This is a genomic window from Paludifilum halophilum (assembly GCF_002245355.1).
In the GTDB taxonomy this organism is placed as follows: domain Bacteria; phylum Bacillota; class Bacilli; order Thermoactinomycetales; family DSM-45169; genus Paludifilum; species Paludifilum halophilum.
Map to the genome: position 1 here is coordinate 41,075 of NZ_NOWF01000011.1, position 20,106 is coordinate 61,180.

The 20,106-nt window shown below is 55.4% G+C and carries 19 protein-coding genes; all 19 read right to left on the bottom strand.

The genetic code is table 11. The annotated features are described in order from the left end of the window. Window positions 1-79: 79 nt before the first annotated feature. The 19 genes from rpoC to ispD all read right to left on the bottom strand — a co-directional run bounded on the left by rpoC (window position 80) and on the right by ispD (window position 20,101). Window positions 80-3,706 carry a DNA-directed RNA polymerase subunit beta' gene (rpoC, locus tag CHM34_RS15735; RefSeq protein ID WP_094265561.1) on the bottom strand — a complete coding sequence of 1,209 codons (3,627 nt, stop codon included), beginning with the start codon at window positions 3,704-3,706 and terminating at the stop codon, window positions 80-82. A 96-nt stretch (window positions 3,707-3,802) separates the two neighbouring features. Beyond that, window positions 3,803-7,348, bottom strand: coding sequence for a DNA-directed RNA polymerase subunit beta (gene rpoB / locus CHM34_RS15740; protein ID WP_094265562.1), 3,546 nt, complete (start codon window positions 7,346-7,348; stop codon window positions 3,803-3,805). Between the two features lie 363 nt (window positions 7,349-7,711). After that, window positions 7,712-8,341: a class I SAM-dependent methyltransferase gene (locus CHM34_RS15745; protein ID WP_094265563.1), complete on the bottom strand. Its 630-nt coding sequence runs from the start codon at window positions 8,339-8,341 to the stop codon at window positions 7,712-7,714. Window positions 8,342-8,412: 71 nt separating this feature from the next. Continuing rightward, window positions 8,413-8,778, bottom strand: coding sequence for a 50S ribosomal protein L7/L12 (rplL, locus tag CHM34_RS15750; protein ID WP_094265564.1), 366 nt, complete (start codon window positions 8,776-8,778; stop codon window positions 8,413-8,415). A 75-nt stretch (window positions 8,779-8,853) separates the two neighbouring features. Then, window positions 8,854-9,369: a 50S ribosomal protein L10 gene (gene rplJ / locus CHM34_RS15755; RefSeq protein ID WP_094265565.1), complete on the bottom strand. Its 516-nt coding sequence runs from the start codon at window positions 9,367-9,369 to the stop codon at window positions 8,854-8,856. 209 nt (window positions 9,370-9,578) lie between these two features. Further along, window positions 9,579-10,277: a 50S ribosomal protein L1 gene (gene rplA, locus CHM34_RS15760; protein WP_094265566.1), complete on the bottom strand. Its 699-nt coding sequence runs from the start codon at window positions 10,275-10,277 to the stop codon at window positions 9,579-9,581. 88 nt (window positions 10,278-10,365) lie between these two features. Next, window positions 10,366-10,791: a 50S ribosomal protein L11 gene (gene rplK / locus CHM34_RS15765; protein WP_094265622.1), complete on the bottom strand. Its 426-nt coding sequence runs from the start codon at window positions 10,789-10,791 to the stop codon at window positions 10,366-10,368. A gap of 154 nt (window positions 10,792-10,945) precedes the next feature. Then, entirely contained in the window at window positions 10,946-11,479 is a 534-nt protein-coding gene (gene nusG, locus CHM34_RS15770; protein ID WP_094265567.1) for a transcription termination/antitermination protein NusG, read from the bottom strand. Between the two features lie 56 nt (window positions 11,480-11,535). Beyond that, on the bottom strand, window positions 11,536-11,757 hold the full coding sequence (gene secE, locus CHM34_RS15775; protein ID WP_094265568.1) for a preprotein translocase subunit SecE: 222 nt from the start codon (window positions 11,755-11,757) through the stop codon (window positions 11,536-11,538). A gap of 32 nt (window positions 11,758-11,789) precedes the next feature. Then, complete coding sequence (gene rpmG, locus CHM34_RS15780; RefSeq protein ID WP_094265569.1) at window positions 11,790-11,939, bottom strand: 50S ribosomal protein L33; 150 nt, start codon at window positions 11,937-11,939, stop codon at window positions 11,790-11,792. A 270-nt stretch (window positions 11,940-12,209) separates the two neighbouring features. After that, window positions 12,210-12,866 (bottom strand): RNA polymerase sporulation sigma factor SigH, encoded by a 657-nt coding sequence (gene sigH / locus CHM34_RS15785; RefSeq protein WP_206093823.1) that lies wholly within the window; start codon window positions 12,864-12,866, stop codon window positions 12,210-12,212. Between the two features lie 75 nt (window positions 12,867-12,941). Continuing rightward, entirely contained in the window at window positions 12,942-13,442 is a 501-nt protein-coding gene (locus CHM34_RS15790) for an NYN domain-containing protein (RefSeq protein WP_094265624.1), read from the bottom strand. 13 nt (window positions 13,443-13,455) lie between these two features. Continuing rightward, entirely contained in the window at window positions 13,456-14,196 is a 741-nt protein-coding gene (gene rlmB, locus CHM34_RS15795; RefSeq protein ID WP_094265570.1) for a 23S rRNA (guanosine(2251)-2'-O)-methyltransferase RlmB, read from the bottom strand. Beyond that, window positions 14,186-14,614, bottom strand: a complete 429-nt coding sequence (locus CHM34_RS15800) for a Mini-ribonuclease 3 (RefSeq protein WP_439116336.1) — start codon at window positions 14,612-14,614, stop codon at window positions 14,186-14,188. Before CHM34_RS15800 ends, rlmB begins: the two co-directional genes overlap by 11 nt. A gap of 10 nt (window positions 14,615-14,624) precedes the next feature. Then, window positions 14,625-16,028: a cysteine--tRNA ligase gene (gene cysS, locus CHM34_RS15805; protein WP_094265571.1), complete on the bottom strand. Its 1,404-nt coding sequence runs from the start codon at window positions 16,026-16,028 to the stop codon at window positions 14,625-14,627. After that, window positions 15,997-16,740, bottom strand: coding sequence for a serine O-acetyltransferase (cysE, locus tag CHM34_RS15810; RefSeq protein ID WP_094265572.1), 744 nt, complete (start codon window positions 16,738-16,740; stop codon window positions 15,997-15,999). Before cysE ends, cysS begins: the two co-directional genes overlap by 32 nt. Window positions 16,741-17,401: 661 nt before the next feature. Beyond that, window positions 17,402-18,895, bottom strand: coding sequence for a glutamate--tRNA ligase (gene gltX / locus CHM34_RS15820; protein WP_094265574.1), 1,494 nt, complete (start codon window positions 18,893-18,895; stop codon window positions 17,402-17,404). Window positions 18,896-18,936: 41 nt separating this feature from the next. Continuing rightward, window positions 18,937-19,413: a 2-C-methyl-D-erythritol 2,4-cyclodiphosphate synthase gene (gene ispF / locus CHM34_RS15825; RefSeq protein WP_094265575.1), complete on the bottom strand. Its 477-nt coding sequence runs from the start codon at window positions 19,411-19,413 to the stop codon at window positions 18,937-18,939. Further along, window positions 19,406-20,101 (bottom strand): 2-C-methyl-D-erythritol 4-phosphate cytidylyltransferase, encoded by a 696-nt coding sequence (ispD, locus tag CHM34_RS15830; protein ID WP_094265576.1) that lies wholly within the window; start codon window positions 20,099-20,101, stop codon window positions 19,406-19,408. The genes ispF and ispD overlap by 8 nt, the downstream gene beginning before the upstream one ends. Window positions 20,102-20,106: the final 5 nt, after the last annotated feature.

Here is a 20,106-nt window from a genome sequence, read left to right on the forward strand (position 1 = left end):
ATATTACCACCTGAAGTCCCCGTTGTCAACAAGTGGATGAATCTCCCGCCCGGGGATCTCCCGGGACGGGCTCACCCAATCATCCGTCGACCAAAACGGATTCCGACTCGGTACCTTCTTCTCCTGCAGCGTCTGCGTTTTCTCCCTGATCCACCGTCAGATTGCGATAGCGGGACATCCCGGTTCCGGCGGGAATCAACTTCCCGATAATGACGTTCTCTTTCAAGCCGAGAAGTTGGTCCGCCTTGCCTTTGATGGCGGCATCGGTAAGAACCCGGGTCGTCTCCTGGAAGGAGGCGGCGGAGAGAAAGGATTCCGTCTCCAGAGACGCCTTGGTGATCCCCAGCAGGATCGGTCGGGCTACCGCCGGTTCCCCGCCGGAGAGCAGTACCTGCCGGTTGGCGTTTTCGTATTCATGGATATCGACAAAGGAACCGGGCAACAGCTCCGTATCGCCGGAGTCGGTGATCCGTACTTTGCGCATCATCTGACGGATCATCACCTCGACGTGCTTGTCGTCGATCTCCACACCCTGCAACCGATAGACCTTCTGCACTTCCTGCAAGATATATTCCTGGACACCGCGGACCCCTTTCACCCGCAACAGCTCCTTCGGATCGATGGAGCCTTCGGTCAAGTCGTCCCCAGCTTCCAATTCGTCTCCGAGGCCGACTCTCAAGCGGGAGCCCAACGGAACCTGGTAGGTCTTCGTTTCGACATCCCCTTCGATCTCGATCTCCCGGCGGTCTTTCACCTCGCGGATATCCACCACTTTACCGGCAATCTCGGTAATCGTAGCCTGACCCTTCGGGTTCCGGGCCTCAAACAGCTCCTGAATCCGGGGCAGACCCTGGGTAATGTCGTCTCCGGCCACCCCACCGGTGTGGAAGGTGCGCATCGTTAGCTGAGTCCCCGGCTCCCCGATGGACTGGGCGGCGATAATCCCAACGGATTCGCCGATCTCCACATGGGTGCCGAGAGCCAAGTTGCGCCCGTAACACTGGCGGCAAACGCCGTGATGGGTGCGACAGCTGAGAACGGAACGAATCTCCACTTCCTTGACACCGGCCTTGACCACTTTCAAGGCTAGTTCTTCGTCCATCAATTGATTCCGTTCCACAATCACATCGCCGGTCTCCGGGTGGCGGACGGTCTTAAAGGCAACACGGCCGACGATCCGGTCAAACAGGTCTTCGATCACCTCGTTGCTCTCCTGCAGCTGGGATACGGTTAAGCCCTTGTCGGTACCGCAATCATCCTCCCGGACAATCACATCTTGAGCCACATCCACCAGCCGGCGGGTGAGATAACCGGAGTCCGCCGTCCGGAGCGCCGTATCCGCCAACCCTTTCCGGGCTCCGTGGGTGGAGATGAAGTACTCCAACACCGTCAGCCCTTCACGGAAGTTGGACTTAATCGGCAACTCGATGATCCGGCCCGCCGGGTTGGCCATCAGGCCGCGCATCCCGGCCAGCTGGGTGATCTGGGAGACGTTCCCCCGGGCGCCGGAGTTGGCCATCATGAAGATCGGGTTGAATTTGCCCAGTTTCTCCATCAGGACTTCGGTAATATCGTCCTTGGCTTGGCTCCAGATGGAGATCACCCGCTCATACCGCTCGTCTTCGGTGATCAAACCGCGGCGGTACTGCTTCAACACCGTCTGGACGTTCTTTTCCGCTTCGTCCAGGATTTCCTGTTTCTCCTCGGGAACGACCACGTCGGATACCGACATGGTGATCCCCGCTTTGGTGGAGTAGGAATAGCCCATCGCTTTAATGTTATCCATCAGCACCGACGTTTCCTTGGTTCCGAAGCGACGGAAGCACTCGGAGATGATGGCGCCGAGGAAGCCTTTTTTCAGCGCTCCCAATTCCGGCAGGCTCCGAATCTTCTCCCTGACATCCGTTCCCTTGTCAAAGATGAAGTATTTATCCGGTGTCCCTTCCGTCAGGTTGGTATTCGTCGGCTCATTGATGTACGGGAATTCCTTGGGGAAGATCTCGTTGAAAATCAACTTCCCGACGGTAGTCATCAGGAGCGCTTCCTTCTGCTTTTCGGTAAAGGAAGGCCGCTCCAGGGTTTTAGCGGGAATGGCAATCCGCGAATGCAAGGTCACCGTTCCCTGTTGATAAGCATTGATCGCTTCCCCGGGCGAGGAGAAGATCATCCCTTCGCCGATCGCCCCTTCCTTCTCCAGCGTGAGATAGTAGCTACCCAAAACCATATCCTGGGAAGGTGTGACGACGGGTTTGCCGTCTTTGGGGTTGAGGATATTCTGCGCCGCCAGCATCAGCAGACGCGCTTCCGCCTGGGCCTCGGCGGACAAGGGCACGTGAACCGCCATCTGGTCCCCGTCAAAGTCTGCATTATAAGCAGTGCAGACCAGAGGGTGCAGACGGATGGCCCGCCCTTCCACCAGAATCGGCTCAAAAGCTTGAATCCCGAGGCGGTGCAACGTGGGGGCCCGGTTCAGGAGAACGGGATGTTCTTTAATCACTTCTTCCAGGACATCCCATACTTCCGGATGAACCCGTTCCACCTTGCGCTTGGCGGATTTGATGTTGTGGGCCAGCCCCTTGGAGACCAGCTCTTTCATGACGAAGGGTTTAAACAGCTCGAGAGCCATTTCCTTCGGCAAACCGCATTGATACATTTTCAGGTTGGGCCCGACGACAATCACAGAACGCCCGGAGTAATCCACCCGTTTTCCGAGAAGGTTTTGGCGGAAACGACCCTGTTTCCCTTTAAGCATATGAGAGAGGGATTTCAACGGGCGGTTTCCGGGACCGGTCACCGGGCGGCCGCGGCGGCCGTTGTCGATCAGGGCGTCTACCGCCTCCTGGAGCATCCGTTTCTCGTTCTGGACGATGATATCCGGTGCTCCCAAATCAAGTAGGCGCTTCAACCGGTTGTTTCGGTTGATCACCCGGCGATACAAGTCGTTCAAGTCGGACGTGGCAAAACGACCACCGTCCAACTGTACCATCGGCCGCAATTCCGGCGGGATGACCGGCAAAACGTCTACGACCATCCAATCCGGGTTATTCTTGGAATGGCGGAAGGACTCCAGAACTTCCAACCGTTTGATCGCACGGTTGCGCCGCTGACCTTGAGCCGTCTGCATTTCCTCTCTAAGAGCCTTCACTTCGCGATCCAGGTCGATGTCAGCCAGCAACCGCTTAATCGCTTCCGCCCCCATCATCGCCGTAAAGGCATTGCCGTATTTCTCCCGGTAGCTTCGATACTCCTTTTCGGAGAGAAGCTGTTTCTTCTCCAAGGGGGTCGCACCGGGATCCACTACCACATAGGAAGCGAAGTAGATCACTTCCTCCAAAGAGCGGGGCGACATGTCCAGTACCAGCCCCATCCGGCTGGGGATCCCTTTAAAGTACCAGATATGGGAGACGGGGGCCGCCAACTCGATATGGCCCATCCGTTCCCGTCTCACCTTGGACCGGGTGACTTCCACTCCGCATCGGTCGCAGACGACGCCTTTGTACCGGACACGTTTGTATTTCCCGCAGTGACACTCCCAATCCTTGGTGGGACCGAAAATCTTCTCACAGAACAGGCCTTCTTTTTCCGGTCTCAGTGTCCGGTAGTTGATCGTCTCCGGCTTTTTCACTTCGCCGCGGGACCAGGAGCGAATCTTATTCGGAGACGCTAGGCCTATCTTCATAAACTCAAAATTGTTGACGTCCAGCACAGGGCATTCCTCCCTCAGGATCCTTCCGTTCACTTACGTTCCACGGCGATCCTTTGATGGCAAACACCTCCGTCATCAGAGGCCCGTTGCCAACGGTTACGAAGACCGGTCGGCCGACTCGCCTTCCATTTCCAGCCCGATCTTTTCACTCGTCGGCTCTTCATCCTCATCAATTTCCCGAATCTCAATCTCCTGCTCGTCTTCGGCCAGGATTTTCACATCCATGCCCAAGCTTTGCAGTTCTTTGATCAGGACTTTGAAGGATTCAGGCACGCCGGGTTCCGGCACGTTCTCCCCTTTGACGATGGATTCGTAGGTTTTGACCCGACCCACCACATCATCGGATTTGACGGTGAGGATCTCTTGAAGGGTATAGGCGGCGCCGTAAGCTTCCAGAGCCCACACCTCCATCTCCCCGAACCGCTGTCCGCCGAACTGAGCTTTCCCGCCCAGCGGCTGCTGAGTAACCAGGGAATACGGTCCGGTGGAACGGGCGTGGATCTTGTCATCCACCATGTGGGCCAGTTTAATCATATACATAACACCCACCGTCACCCGGTTTTCCAGTTCTTCACCGGTTCGTCCGTCAAAGAGGGTCGTTTTGCCGTCTTCATCCAGACCGGCTTCCTTTAAGGCTTCAAAGACGTCCTGCTCCGACGCTCCGTCGAAAACCGGGGTCGCCATGTGTAAGCCCATTTGTCTGGCCGCCATCCCCAGGTGAACCTCCAGTACCTGCCCGACATTCATCCGGGACGGCACGCCCAAGGGATTGAGGACGACTTCCACGGGAGTCCCGTCGGGAAGGAAAGGCATATCCTCCTCCGGCAACACCCGGGCGATAACACCTTTGTTCCCGTGGCGGCCGGCCATTTTATCCCCTTCGGAAATCTTCCGCTTCTGGGCGATGTAGACCCGGACCAACTGGTTGACTCCCGGGGGTAACTCGTCACCGTTATCCCGTTCGAAAACCTTGACGTCGACGACAATCCCGTCCGTTCCATGTGGAACGCGCAAAGAGGTGTCCCGCACTTCCCGGGCCTTCTCCCCGAAGATGGCGTGAAGGAGCCGCTCTTCCGCCGTCAGCTCCGTCACCCCTTTAGGGGTCACTTTTCCGACCAGAATATCCCCGGATTTGATCTCCGCTCCGATGCGGATGATCCCGCGTTCATCCAGGTTTTTCAGCGCGTCTTCGCCGACGTTGGGGATGTCCCGGGTGATCTCCTCGGGCCCCAACTTGGTATCCCGCGCTTCGCTTTCATATTCTTCGATATGAACCGAGGTATAGACATCCTCTTTGACCAATTTCTCGGACAGAAGGATCGCATCCTCGAAGTTGTAACCTTCCCAGGTCATGAAAGCGACCAGGACGTTTCGGCCCAAAGCCATCTCGCCCTGTTCCGTGGAGGGACCGTCAGCCAAGGTGTCCCCGGGCGCTACCTTTTCGCCGGCGCGGACGATAGGGCGCTGATTGATGCTCGTTCCCTGATTGGAACGGATATATTTGTGCATCTTATACTTATCCAGGTCACCTTTGATCAACTGTCCGTCCACTTCTTCCTCATGGCGAACCCAGATTTCGTCGGCGGTCACCCGTTCCACAGTGCCCGCCCGTTTGGCCAGGATGGTCACCCCGGAATCCCGGGCCGACTTGTATTCCATTCCTGTACCGACAAAGGGAGCTTCCGGCTGCAACAGCGGAACCGCCTGCCGCTGCATGTTGGACCCCATCAGAGCGCGGTTGGAGTCGTCATTCTCCAGGAAGGGGATACAGGCCGTCGCCACGGATACCACCTGCTTCGGGGAAACATCCATGAAATCCACCCGATCCCGGGGGACCGGAAGAATTTCCTCCCGGTGGCGAACAATCACCTGTTCGTCGACGAAGCGTTTCTCTTCATCCAATTTGGCGTTGGCCTGAGCGACGTAATAGTTGTCTTCTTCATCCGCCGTCAGGTAGGCGATTTCGTCGGTCACCTTCTGAGTCTCCGGATCCACCTTCCGATAAGGGGTTTCGATAAACCCGAACTCGTTAATCCGCGCATAGGAGGATAGGGAGTTGATCAGCCCGATGTTGGGACCTTCCGGTGTTTCAATCGGACACATCCGCCCGTAGTGAGAATGGTGAACGTCCCGCACCTCAAAGCCGGCCCGCTCCCGGGTCAGCCCTCCGGGTCCCAGAGCGGATAGACGCCGTTTATGGGTCAACTCAGCCAACGGGTTCGTCTGGTCCATAAACTGGGATAACTGACTGCTGCCGAAAAACTCTTTGATCGATGCGATCACCGGACGGATGTTGATCAGGGCCTGAGGCGTAATCGCGTTGGCATCCTGGATCGACATCCGTTCACGAACCACCCGCTCCATCCGGGACAAACCGATCCGAAACTGGTTTTGCAGCAGTTCCCCGACGGAACGCAGCCGCCGATTGCCCAGGTGGTCGATATCATCGGTGTTGCCCACTCCGTACAAGAGGTTGATAAAGTAGTTGATCGAAGCGATGATATCCTCCGGCGTGATGTTTTTAACGGACCGGTCCACCTGTCCGTTAGATATGACCTGGATCACTTTCCCGTCTTCAAGCGGGGAGAAGATTTTCAAGCTTTGCAACTTGATCAGGCCGTCCTCAGGGACACCACCGCGAACGGAATACTCCGCCCATCCGAAATCCTCCCTCTCCTCCAGCATCGGCAGGATCCGGTCCAGAATGCGGCGGTCCACCACTTGCCCCGCTTCCGCCAAAATCTCCCCGGTTTCCGGGTCGACCACAGGCTCTGCCAATCGCTGGTTCAAGAGACGATTCTTGATATGGAGTTTTTTATTCATTTTATACCGGCCGACATTGGCCAGGTCATACCGCTTGGGATCAAAGAACCGGGAATAGAGAAGACTGCGGGCGTTCTCCGCCGTCGGCGGCTCGCCGGGCCGCAGACGTTCGTAAATCTCGATCAGCGCCTTCTCCGTATTGCCGGTATTGTCCTTGTCCAAGGTGTTGCGTACGTACTCGTCTTCGCCCAGCAGGTCGAGGATCTCCGCATCACTGGAGAATCCCAGCGCACGCAAAAGGACCGTCACCGGGATCTTCCGAGTACGATCGATGCGTACGTAGATAATATCTTTGGCGTCGGTTTCAAATTCCAGCCAAGCCCCGCGGTTGGGGATCACAGTGGCTGTATATGCGGGTTTTCCGTTTTTGTCTACTTTGCTATTATAGTAGACGCTGGGCGAGCGGACCAACTGGCTGACGATGACGCGTTCCGCCCCGTTAATAATGAAGGTTCCCGTATCCGTCATCAGCGGGAAATCCCCCATGAAAACCTCTTGCTCTTTCACTTCGCCTGTCTCTTTATTGATCAGGCGCACCTTCACTCTGAGCGGTGCCGCGTAAGTGACATCCCGTTCCTTCGATTCATCAACGGAGTACTTGGGTTCTTCCAAGCTGTAGTCGATAAATTCGAGAACCAGGTTGCCGGTGAAGTCTTCAATCGGCGAAATGTCCTGGAACATCTCCCTCAGGCCTTGATCCAAAAACCATTGGTAAGACCTTTGTTGAATTTCAATCAGGTTAGGCAGATCGAGAACTTCATTGATTCTCGAATAACTGCGCCTCTTTCGCCGACCATGTTGGACTAGTTTACCTGCCAAACGAGTTCCCCCCTCGAACCCAGTCGATTGGCGAGCGACCCGCAGTCTACGCGCCGCCACGCAACAAAATCCTTCCATAGAAGTTCTTTACAGTTATACCGCTGAGAACTTCTTGTCCGGCACGGATGTACCGAACCTCATGCATCAACAGGTTCTTCCTATTTGCCGGCACCTAAGACCTATGCATTTTGACGGATGGATACACCTATATAAAACACCCTGATATTCCGCTTTTTTCCATGTATAACGGTCTATTGATACAGGGTAGCCAAGATATCTTTTTCTTATTCACAACAAAAAACACCCTGATGCTGCTGATTTGGAAAATCCATGAGCAGTTGGGTTTAGCATTTTAAAACGATATCACACCATCTTCCCGGTGTCAATGTCTATTTTATTTTTAGACCGAAGGATCCAAAAACCCTTCTTTTTGACGAGAAGTTCTACATGCGAAAAAATCTTCTCCAGTTTCTCTTTTGCCGAGGGGGCCCCTTGTTGCTTCCGGATGACCACCCACAACTGTCCGTCCGGTTTCAAACCCTTTGCGGCTTCTTCGAACAGACGGTACACGGTGTTTTTTCCGGCCCGGATCGGCGGATTAGTCAGGATCGCGTCAAAGGCTGAATGGTTGAGGTTCGTCAAACCATCGCTCTCCCGGATCTCCACCTGGCTTTCCACTCCGTTGAGCCGTGCATTTTTTTGAGCCAGTTCCAAGGCGCGAAGGTTCACATCCACCATCGTCACCCGGGAGTTCGGAGACGAGACTGCACAGGCGATACCCACCGGGCCGTAACCACAACCCAAATCGAGGATTTCCCCCTGTTTCGGCAGTTTCGCCGTCTCAATCAGTAATCGGGTGCCGAAGTCGACCCCTTTTTTGGAAAATACGCCGGTATCCACCCGAAAACGGAAAAAACGTCCCCGGAGCCGGGCTTCGATCTCCCGTTCCGCCTCAGCCGAATCGGGCCGGGAACTGAAATAGTGATCGGTCATCCCTGTCTCACCTCGTTATGAAAAAAGGACCCGCCGACTCGTCCGCCGGCGGGTCCGGCTCAAAGCGGAACCTACTTCAGTTCCACCGTAGCACCGGCTTCTTCCAACTTGGACTTGATCTCTTCAGCTTCCTCCTTGGAGGCGCCTTCCTTGACCGGGCTCGGAGCACCGTCAACCAGGGCTTTCGCTTCTTTCAGGCCCAGGCCGGTGATACCGCGAACGGCTTTGATGACGTTGATCTTGGAGGCACCGGCATCGCTCAGAACGACATCGAATTCGGTTTGCTCTTCGGCAGCTTCTTCAGCTGCGCCGCCGCCGGCAACCGCCACCGGAGCCGCAGCGGTCACACCGAATTCTTCCTCGATGGCTTTGACCAGATCGTTCAGTTCGAGCACGCTCATACCTTTGATGGCTTCGATGATTTGCTCTTTACTCATGATACTACCTCCCAAAAATATCGGTAATGATGGTTTATCCCGCGAGAGAAAACCGGCGAATGCCAAACTGTCGGATTAAGCTTCCTGGGTTTCTTCGCCCTCTCCGTCCTTGTCGGCGACCGCCTGGACCGCCAAGGCGAAGTTGCGCAGCGGAGCCTGCAAAACGGACAGAAGCATGGATACGAGACCGTCCTGGGACGGCAGTTCGGCCAGCTCTTTAATCTTCTCGTCACTGACGACGGTTCCTTCCACAACCCCGCCTTTGATCTCCAGAGATTTGTGCTCTTTGGAGAACTGGTGCAGAACTTTGGCCGGAGCCACCACATCTTCATCGCTGAAAGCGATGGCGGTCGGACCGTTCAGATGTTCATCCAGGTCGGTCAGGTCGGTTTGGGCCGTCGCACGGCGGGTCATGGTGTTTTTCAACACCTGATACTCGACTCCGGCTTCCCGCAGCTGTTTGCGCAGCTCGTTCATCTCGGCCACGTTCAAACCGCGGTAATCCGTCAAGATGGTGCTTTTGCTGTTGGTCAGCTTCTCGGCGATTTCGGCCACCACTTGTTTTTTCTTTTCAATCGCAGCAGTGGACATGAACACACCTCCTTCGGAGTAGTAAACCCAATTAAAAAAGCCTTCGCGCAGACAGACGAAGGCCGGGAACGGCAACGAGCCTCGCACCATCAAAGGCGGCGAGTGTGCGTTCACATACCTCGGCTGGGTCGTTTAAACGCTAAAAAGCGTCCCGGCTGTCTACGGTATCAGCGGATTCAATTGTGTTGTCAGCAGTGGTTTCCCGCGAATCAGCTGTTGGCGAAACGGGACGTGTTCACGCTGATTCCGGGCCCCATCGTCGAGGAGACGGTGGCGTTCTTCATGTACTGTCCCTTGGCCGCCGCCGGCTTGACCTTAATCAGTGTATCAGCCAACACCCGGAAGTTTTCGACCAGCTTGTCGGTGTCAAAGGAGACTCTGCCGATCGGGGCGTGAACATTCCCCGCCTTGTCGGCACGGTACTCGATCTTACCCGCTTTCGCTTCTTCAACGGCTTTGGCAACTTCAAAAGTGACGGTACCCGTTTTCGGGTTGGGCATCAGACCGCGGGGACCGAGAATCCGACCCAATTTACCGACTTGACCCATCATATCCGGTGTCGCGATCACGACATCGAACTCGAGCCAGCCTTGGGTCACCTTGTTCACCAGGTCATCTTCGCCGACATAATCGGCACCCGCCTGTTCGGCTTCCTTGGCCTTTTCCCCTTTGGCGAAAACGAGAACCCGCTTGGTTTTACCCGTACCGTGGGGAAGAACCACCGCACCCCGAACCTGTTGGTCGGCCCGCTTGGTATCGACCCCCAGACGGAAAGCGGCTTCGACGGTTTCATCGAATTTGGCGGGAGCCACCTCTTTCACCAGCTGGAGGGCTTCCTCCACCTCATATGCTTGTTCCCGGTCGATCTTCTTCAGCGATTCCTGATAGTTTTTACCATGTTTAGCCACGGTGTTTTCCTCCCTTCGTGGTGATAACGGATCATCCTCCCACTCGCGCCGATGGCCCGTGGCGGCCAGCGGTGCGGTTCATCCGCCGTCAGTCTTCGACAGCGATGCCCATGCTGCGGGCGGTGCCTTCTACCATACGCATCGCCGCTTCGAGATTGGCGGCGTTCAGGTCCGGCATTTTCAGTTCGGCGATTTCGCGAACCTTATCCCGCTTGATCGTGGCCACTTTGTTCCGGTTGGGCTCTCCGGAAGCTGTCTCAATCCCGGCGGCCTGTTTCAGCAGTACCGCAGCCGGAGGCGTCTTTGTCACAAATGTGAAAGAACGGTCCTCGTATACGGTGATCTCCACCGGGATGATCATACCCGCCTGGTCAGAGGTACGGGCGTTGAATTCTTTACAAAAACCCATGATATTCACACCGGCTTGACCCAGGGCAGGCCCGACAGGCGGTGCCGGATTGGCTTTACCGGCGGGAATTTGCAGCTTAACGACTTTGATAACCTTCTTGGCCACACCATCCAACTCCCTTCAATAATGTGGTTCCCTCGGGTTACACCCTCCCACGGTGAAACAGAGCGGTCGCCGGCCGGAGCAACCCCGACTCAGCTAAACCCAAACAGTTCTACTTTAGCATAACTTCGTTCAAGATGGAAGAACAGCCATCGGATCAAACTTTTTCCACCTGATGGAAATCGAGTTCCACCGGGGTTTCCCGACCGAACATATTGACGAGTACCTTCAGTTTCTGCCGGTTGACATCCACTTCTTCAATGGTACCGACGAAGTTGGCGAAGGGACCTTCTTTCACCTTTACGCTCTCGGATGCTTGATAATCCACTTTGGGTCGGGCTTCTTCCATCCCCATCTGGTTCAGGATGGTTTGCACTTCGTCCGGCATAAGGGGAGTGGGTTTGGATCCGGCACCGGGGGAACCGACAAATCCCGTCACCCCAGGCGTGTTGCGCACGACGTACCACGAGTCGTCGGTCATAACCATCTCGACCAAGACATATCCCGGAAAAACTTTGCGCATCACCGTCTTGCGCTTCCCGTCCTTATGCTCGATTTCTTCCTCCGTGGGCACCAGGACGCGAAAGATCTTATCCTGCATGTCCATGGAATGGACCCGTTTTTCCAGATTGGTTTTCACCTTATTCTCGTAGCCGGAATACGTGTGGACAACATACCAGTTCTTATCCATGAAATCAGGGCGTTTGCCGCCCTGTCCCCCCTTATGACAAATTTAGCCGACACACATTACGTAATCAGTTGAACCAATTCATAGATGCCAAAGTCGATGACAAAGAAAAAGAGAGTGATCAAGGTAACGGTCACCAACACGACCAGGGTGTAGCTGATAAGCTCCTGGCGGTTGGGCCAACGCACCTTTTTCAATTCGGCGACGCCGGTCTTAAAAAAGTTGGTGGTCCCGGATACGCTCTTTTTGACACCGGTACCGATTCGGCCGAGAAAACCCATGCGCGTTCCCTCCATCGATGAGTTCAAGCCTGTTATTTCGTCTCACGGTGCAGCGTGTGCCCGTTGCAACGAGGGCAGTATTTGCGGAATTCCATCCGTTCCGGATGCTTCCGTTTATTTTTAGTGGACGTATAGTTTCGCTCTTTACAATCCGTACAGGCGAATGTTACCAAGACACGCACGCGATCCACCTCCTTGACTCCATCCATCGGACGGTTCACGGGCATATTTAAAAATACCCAAACAACTTTATCATACAGTGCTAGGGATGTCAATGAAAGGCTGGGATCGGAGTTGTTCGTCCGCGATGGATCTCATCCAAAAAGATTCCGCAATTCTTTGCTGGAAGAGGAGGGATTTGACGGTTGATGTCGAAATCTATCGACAGAAGCAGAAAAAAACAGGGGCTAACCCTGTTACCAAAAGCGACCATCGGATTCACCCTCAGTCGATCAAGGAGCGATCTCCCGCACCTCCAGGTAACGTTCCAGCTTCCGTTTCACCCGCTGAAGGGCATTGTCGATCGATTTGACGTGCCGGTTCAAATCGACGGCGATCTCCTGGTAGGAGCGTCCATCCAGGTAAAGCATCAAAACCTGCCTCTCTAACTCGCTCAAAATTTGCGACATTTTATCTTCGATATCGTCAAACTCTTCTTGATTGATGTAGAGCTCTTCCGGATTAGACACGCGTCCGCCTGTCAAAATGTCCATCAGGGTACGATCCGAGTCTTCGTCATAAATCGGCTTGTCCAAAGATACATATGAGTTGAGGGGGATGTGCTTCTGACGCGTGGCGGTTTTGATCGCCGTGATGATCTGCCGGGTGATGCACAACTCGGCAAAGGCTTTGAAGGAGGCCAGTTTATCTCCCCGAAAATCACGGATCGCCTTATAGAGGCCGATCATCCCTTCTTGTACGATATCTTCGTGGTCCGCACCGATGAGAAAATAGGAGCGAGCCTTCGCTCGGACGAAATTTTTGTATTTATTAATTAATTCTTCCAGTGCAGTACCGTCACCTACCCGTACGGCTTCCACCAGCTCTTCGTCGGTCCTTGTTCCGTATTCTGCCAACATTCTCCATTGAAGATTGACGCTCACCTTCATCCCTCCGACCCGTTGGCTGGAAAACCATGATAGGTTCATTATAGCCGAGTTGAAACAAAAACGTCAAATTTCCGCCTATTTTTTCCGCCTCCATTGTTCCAACTTTCGCAGGACTTCCTCGCCCAGCCCTTGTCCCAAGGGACCCCTTCCCTTGGGCGCGGTCTGGATCTGTTTAGCGATCTTCCCCTTCATCCGTTCCATTTCCTCCAATAATTCCCTTGAGGAAATGCGGTAAGCCCCCTGTCCGAAAACCATCCGCTGTTCCAGGTAGTCCGACGTCGCTACATAGATCAGCCGGTCGGGTTGTTTCAGGCGTTTTACCAGGCGCTCGATCAGCTGATCAGCCGTCTCCCGCTCCCGGGTAAAATAAACCGTCAACTGCTGTTCGAGTTGTCGGGATTCCCCGCCCGGGGAACGGTGGGCATCAAAAACGAGAACCACCCGACGGCCGGAGATGGCCTGGTATTCCGACAACAGGGCCATCAGCCGAAGCCGCGACTCCTCCAGAGGAAGAGTGGACCAACCCGTATGCGCTCCTATCACGTTGTATCCGTCGACGATCAGCCACTCTTCCATCATGTTCACCCTGTCATTTCCGCTTGCGCATCACTTCATACATGAGCAACGCACCGGCCACCGAAGCGTTCAGGGAAGGAACCCTCCCTTTCATCGGCAGCCGGACGAGAAAATCGCATCGCTCTTTGAGCAAACGGCTGATGCCTTTCCCTTCATTCCCGATAACGAGTCCGACGGGAAAGTTGTAGTCAAGCTGTGTAAAGGAGTCGGATGCCCGGATATCGCTTCCGACCAACCACATTCCCCGCTCCTTCAATTCCTCGGCGGCCCGGTTCAAATTGGTCACCCGTGCGATCGGGACGTGCTCCACCGCTCCGGCGGAGGCTTTGGCCACGGTAACGGTCAACCCCGCCGCCCGCCGCTTTGGGATGATCACCCCGTGTACGCCGGCGGCATCGGCGGTACGCAGGATGGAGCCGAGGTTGCCGGGATCTTCGATGCCGTCCAACAACAGAAAAAAGGGGGGCTCGTCCCGTTCTTTCGCACGCCGAAACAGGTCTTCCAGATCCGCATACTTATAAGCCGCCACCTGAGCCACGATTCCCTGATGATTGCCCCCCTCCGCCAGCTGGTCCAGCTTGCGTCGGGGCACCTCCCGCACCGGAATCCCCCGGTCCTTCGCCAGCTGGAGAATCGGCCCCAATCCGGCTTTTCCCCGGCCGGCCCCTTCCGCCACCAATAAGCTTTGTGTCCGGTGACCGGCGCGGATCGCCTCTTTCACCGCTTGTCTGCCGATAACCCAATCATTCGCCACACTCGTCCCCCGCTTCCAAACTGCTGATGATCTTTCCCATAACCTCTTGCAACCGATCGGTTTCACCCGCTAGGAACCAGTGTCCCACCAGCGCTTCCAAACCGGTGCTGTACCGATAATCCGAAGCTTTGGCGTTTTTGGGGATACTGCCAGATTTGGCATTGCGCCCTCTTCTGAGGACCACCTGTTCCTCCTCCGTCAGCAGACCTGTGATCCGGCGAACCGCCTCCGCCTGGAACGGGGCGGAAACGAAACGGACCGCTTCCCGGTGAACCTCGTTGGGACGGACATCCCCCCGGGCCACCAGGTGGGTCCTGACATAGAGTTCATAAACAGCATCGCCGACATAAGCCAGCAGAAGAGGATTGATTTCGCCGGGAGCTTTTGATTTCGGCTGTTGGATCATTCCGATCTGCAATCCTTCCACCTCACTTTTTCCGCCAGCGAACTCCCTGGGGTGTGTCCTCCAATAGGATTCCCCTTTCAGCCAATTCATCCCGAATCGCGTCGGCCCGTTGAAAATCCTTGTTTTTCCGAGCCTGTTGCCGCTCTTCGATCAAGGACTCGATCTCCGCCTCCAATGATTGATCCCCCGGATCTTCCACCAAGCCGAGGATCTCACCGCCGTAACGCTGAATCCACTCCATCGTTTTTTCCAAGGAACCCTTGGGTACGACGGATTGGGAAACCAATTCATTGGCGAAGTGTACCGCCTCAAAAAGAACACTGATCGCATTGGCCGTATTCAGGTCGTCATCCATCGCCGTTTCGAAATTCCGGGTGAGCTCATCCAGTCGGGCCATCACTTCCGGAGCCGCTTCCCCTTGCAATGCTGTCTCCAACCGGTGGGACAGATTGACCGTCGCCGTATCAAAACGTTCCAGTCCGCTTTCCATTTGACGGATCGATTCATCGCTGAAGGAGATCGGGTTGCGGTAATGAGCCGATAGTAGAAAGTAGCGCAAGGCCCGGGGATTATACTCTTCCCGCAATTCCTTCACCCGTACGATATTCCCCAGGGATTTGGACATTTTTTCGCTGCCCATATTCATATAACCATTGTGGAGCCAATACGAGGCGAAGGGTTTGCCGGTCCACGCCTCGCTCTGGGCGATCTCGTTTTCGTGGTGGGGAAAGCACAAATCCGTCCCCCCGGCATGGATATCAATGGTATCCCCCAAATATTGTTTCACCATCGCCGAGCACTCGATGTGCCAACCGGGGCGCCCCTTACCCCAGGGACTGTCCCAGGCGATTTCCTCACCGGGCTTGGTTTTTTTCCAAAGGGCGAAGTCCAGCGGATTTTCCTTTTTTTCATCGACTTCCACCCGTGCCCCGGATTTCAGTTCCTCCACCGATTGATGGGATAGCTTCCCGTAGTCATCTTTGCGCAGTGCGCGATAATAAACGTCTCCGTCCCGTTCATAGGCGTATCCCTTTTCGATGAGCCGGCTGATTCCTTCCACCATCCCCGGGATGTGTTCCGTCGCCCGGGGGTGAACGTCGGCCCGTTGCACACCCAGTGCGTCCATATCTTCGAAATAAGCGCGGATATAGCGTTCCGCCAGCTCGGGGACAGTCGTACCTTCTTCAGCGGCCGCCCGGATTAAACGGTCATCCACATCAGTGAAGTTCTGTACATAAGTGACATCAAAGCCGCGATACTGCAAATAACGGCGAACCACATCGAAAAAGACAAAAACCCGAGCGTTTCCGATGTGAATATAGTTGTAAACGGTCGGACCGCAGACATACATGGTGACCCGTTCTTTTGAAAGGGGCTTAAAAGGCTCCTTCTCCCTAGTCAGGGTGTTGTACAGTTGCAAAGTCATCCTTCTTTCGCTCCCCTCGCACCTGATGCAGTTCTCTTCGAAGTTGCTCCAGCTCGCTGCGCATCTCGTCGATTTCGTCTTCCAGGACCCGGCAAGTCTCCATCATCGGATCCGGCAGATTGACCTGATCCAAGTCGCTGGCCGCCCGCACCTTGACCCCGTCCTGGATGACGACCCGTCCCGGCACTCCGACAACGGTGGAGTTGGGCGGCACTTCCCTCAAGACCACCGACCCGGCTCCAATTTTGGAACAGCGTCCAATGCGTATGGACCCTAATACTTTCGCCCCGGAGGCGATCAACACTCCGTCTTCCACCGTCGGATGCCGCTTTCCCTTTTCTTTTCCGGTTCCGCCCAGGGTCACACCCTGGTAAATAGTGACACGGTCCCCGATCTCACAAGTCTCCCCGATCACGACTCCCATGCCGTGATCGATAAACAAGCCTTTCCCGATCCGGGCACCGGGGTGAATTTCAATTCCGGTCATAAACCGGCTCCACTGGGAGATCAACCGAGCCGTCAGATACCACTTCCTCCGGTAGAGAAGATGAGAAAGCCGGTATAACCAGATCGAGTGCAACCCGGAGTATGTCAAGATGACTTCAAACGTACTCCGGGCGGCTGGATCCCGGTCAAAAACCGCTTCGACATCCGCCTTCAACGTGGACCGCGCAGCGCCCAGCTTTTCCTTCCACCGTTTCCAAATCGCCATTCTTCCTCCCTCCTCGTTCACGGGGAATCCGATCATTCGCATATAAAAAACTCTGCAGCCGAATAACGACTGCAGAGACGGCTTTTCCGCGGTTCCACTCTGCTTGACCGGCTCCTTTCCGGAACCGATCCCCTTACCCGATAACGGCGGGATCCCGGTCGATCCTACTCTCCCCAAGGGAGTTCGGTCGACGGCTCACAGGGGCATTTCCGACAGGGGGAAACGGGGCCCTCTCAGCCGGGGAGCCCCTCTCTGGCGAATCCCGCTTCTGCCGTACTTCTCCCGATCATTGCCCATCTCTTCTTTGTGTTTTGTCTATTGTACCACATCCGGTGCTTCGTTTCCTCCGCCGTCTTCCCGGCGGTGGAAAAAAGGTTCTCGTCCCCGGTTATCGATCTGGATCAGATATTTCGGGTAAACGCTTCCCCTCTTCTCGAACCTGACATGAAATCACAATTTCTAGAGGCATTGTGATTTTTAGCACATCCTTGGTGGGTCGGGGTGGGGTTCCACACTCCGTTTCGTTGTTCTGACGAGCCAAAGGCACTCCGTGTGGAACCCCACCCTCCCGAACAGGAGCTTTGTCACAACGCTTCTAGTACCCCTTGATCCAATTCGGGAGCGGTCGGGCCTGGTTTCCCCTTCGCTTGGCATTGGCACTTCAGCCACCCAGGATTTGTTCCCGATTTTTCAACAGATGGTTGAGCCGCCCGGCGACAGTATCTCTGCCTAAGAGAGAGATTGTCTCCTTCAGATCGGGGCCGTGGACCTCCCCGGTTACAGCGGCCCGAACAGGCATGAACAGTTGTTTCCCCTTATAACCGGTCTCCTTTTGCACCGCCTTTAGGAGTGTTTTCACCGTATCCGGAGAAAAATCGTCCGCCTGTTCAATCTGACCGATAAAGGCTTTCATCACTTGGGGTACTTGTTCCTGTCTCAGTACTTCTTTGGCCGCCTCCGCATACCGTACGTCCTCACGGAAGAACATTTCCGTCAGGTCGACAATCTGGGCCACATAATCCAGTTGCTCTCTGTACAAGCTCACCAGGCGCGTCACCCAGGATTTCGCTTCGTCCGACAAGTCAGGGGACACCCGGCCGGCACGGATCAGGTGCGGCAAAGCCAAGTCGACGATCCGTTCCAGGGAGGATTCTTTGATGTAGTGATTGTTCATCCATCTCAGTTTGACGGTATCGAACACCGCCGGGGCTTTGGACATACGGTGCAGGGAAAAGGATTGCACCAGCTCCTCCCGGGAAAAAATTTCACGCTCCGCTTCTTCCCCCTCGGGAGCCCAACCTAACAGGACCAGAAAGTTGATCAGGGCCTCTGGCAGATATCCGAGATCCTTGTATTGGTCGATAAACTGGAGAATGGACTCGTCCCGCTTACTCATCTTTTTTCCGTCCGGATTCAGAATGAGAGACACATGGCCGAACTTCGGAGCATCGAAGCCCAACGCTTCGTAGATCAAGATCTGACGGGGCGTATTGGACAAATGCTCTTCCGCCCGCAGCACATGGGTGATCTCCATCAGGGCATCATCCACTGTAACCGCGAAGTTATAGGTGGGGCGACCGTCAGGACGGGCGATGATAAAATCGCCGATTCCATCGGTATCAAAGTGAACTTCACCCCGTACTTCATCCTGTACGGTGACGGTCCGTCCGCCGGGAGCCTTAAAGCGGATCGAGGGATTACGTCCTTGAGCTTCCAACGCCTCCCGCTCCTCGGCGGTCAAATGACGGCACCGGCCGCTGTACCGGGGGGCCACTCCCTCCGCCAGCTGCCGTTCCCGGTCCGCCTCCAATTCCTCTGAGGTACAATAACAGGGATAAGCTAAGCCTTCTTCCGACAGCCGGTCGATATACTCCCGGTAAATATCCATACGGTCCATGGAACGGTAAGGAGCATAAGGTCCGCCGATATCCACGCTCTCGTCCCAATCAAGGCCCAGCCATTTCAGACCGTCCATCTGCTTCGCTTCGGCATCCTCCACATTTCGCTCTACGTCGGTATCTTCGATCCGTACGACAAACGACCCGCCGTTTTTACGGGCCCAAAGATAACTGAATAAAGCCGTGCGCGCCCCGCCGATATGCAAATGCCCCGTCGGGCTGGGGGCGTAACGCGTTCTGATCGGTTTTTTCGACATCTTCGCCACCTGTCCTATCCTGAGATTTTCCGGTTTCGCATTTAGTCACGGACCAGACAGACGATCGCCATCGCGGCCATCCCTTCCTCCCGGCCGGTAAATCCGAGGTGTTCGGTCGTGGTCGCCTTTACATTGATATCGGATAAGTCCGCCTTGACAAGAACCGCCACCCGCTTACGAATATCCGGGATATAGGAAGCCAGTTTGGGTCGTTGGGCAATCACCGTCGCATCCATGTTTCCCACCCGATAACCTTCCTCTTCGGCCATTTTCCATACGGTCCGCAACAGTTCGGCACTGTCCGCACCCTCGTAGCGCTCATCGGTGTCCGGAAAATGAGTTCCGATATCTCCCTTCCCGAGAGCGCCCAATACAGCATCCGTAATCGCGTGCAGGAGCACATCGGCATCGGAGTGGCCGGCGAGCCCCTGAGGGTGAGGGATGGTGATTCCCCCCAGGATCAGGGGGCGGTGATCGGTAAACGAATGAACATCAAACCCTTGTCCCACTTTAATCATCATCTGTACTCCTCATTTTCCAGATTGCTTCCGCCAACACCCGATCTTCCGGTGTGGTCAGTTTCATGTTGGCATGGTCTCCTTGTACCACCCGTACATCGATACCCAAACTTTCCACCAACATGGCATCGTCAGTCGCCGGCCGCTCCTCCTCCGCCCCTTTCTGGTGAGCCTCCATCAACAGGGATCGCCGGAAGGCCTGGGGCGTTTGCACCGCCCAAAGGCTGCTGCGGTCCGGCGTCCCTTCGACGATCCCCGCCTCTGTCACCTGTTTGACTGTGTCTTTGACAGGAACGGCAAGAATCGCGGCACCGGTCATCGGCACGGCTTCCAGAAGAGCGTCAATCCGATCATGGGCGATAAAGGGACGAACGGCGTCATGGATCATCACCCACTCTTCGTCCAACCGCTCCAACCCGTTGTAAACACTCTGGCGGCGTTCCTTACCCCCAGTCACTACCTGAATCCGGGAGGATGAAAACCCGTTCTCGTCCAACAAACGTTTCATCCCTTCCCGTTCCTCACCGCTCACGGAAATCACGATCCGGTTCACGGCGGGATGGGTATCGAACACCCGCAGGGTGCGAATGATCACCGGAACGCCTGCCAAGTGAAGAAATTGCTTACTTACCGCCGTACCCATCCGTCTTCCTTTTCCCGCAGCCGGGATCACTACACCCACCTTCAACGATG

Coding starts and splice junctions, on each gene's coding strand:
- CHM34_RS15745 (WP_094265563.1), bottom strand. CDS start 8,341: ATGACCGATCACTATTTCAGTTCCCGGCCCGATTCGGCTGAGGCGGAA.
- rplL (WP_094265564.1), bottom strand. CDS start 8,778: ATGAGTAAAGAGCAAATCATCGAAGCCATCAAAGGTATGAGCGTGCTC.
- rplJ (WP_094265565.1), bottom strand. CDS start 9,369: ATGTCCACTGCTGCGATTGAAAAGAAAAAACAAGTGGTGGCCGAAATC.
- nusG (WP_094265567.1), bottom strand. CDS start 11,479: ATGGATAAGAACTGGTATGTTGTCCACACGTATTCCGGCTACGAGAAT.
- secE (WP_094265568.1), bottom strand. CDS start 11,757: ATGGGTTTTCTCGGCCGAATCGGTACCGGTGTCAAAAAGAGCGTATCC.
- sigH (WP_206093823.1), bottom strand. CDS start 12,866: ATGAAGGTGAGCGTCAATCTTCAATGGAGAATGTTGGCAGAATACGGA.
- CHM34_RS15790 (WP_094265624.1), bottom strand. CDS start 13,442: ATGGAAGAGTGGCTGATCGTCGACGGATACAACGTGATAGGAGCGCAT.
- cysS (WP_094265571.1), bottom strand. CDS start 16,028: ATGACTTTGCAACTGTACAACACCCTGACTAGGGAGAAGGAGCCTTTT.
- cysE (WP_094265572.1), bottom strand. CDS start 16,740: ATGGCGATTTGGAAACGGTGGAAGGAAAAGCTGGGCGCTGCGCGGTCC.
- gltX (WP_094265574.1), bottom strand. CDS start 18,895: ATGTCGAAAAAACCGATCAGAACGCGTTACGCCCCCAGCCCGACGGGG.
- ispF (WP_094265575.1), bottom strand. CDS start 19,413: ATGATTAAAGTGGGACAAGGGTTTGATGTTCATTCGTTTACCGATCAC.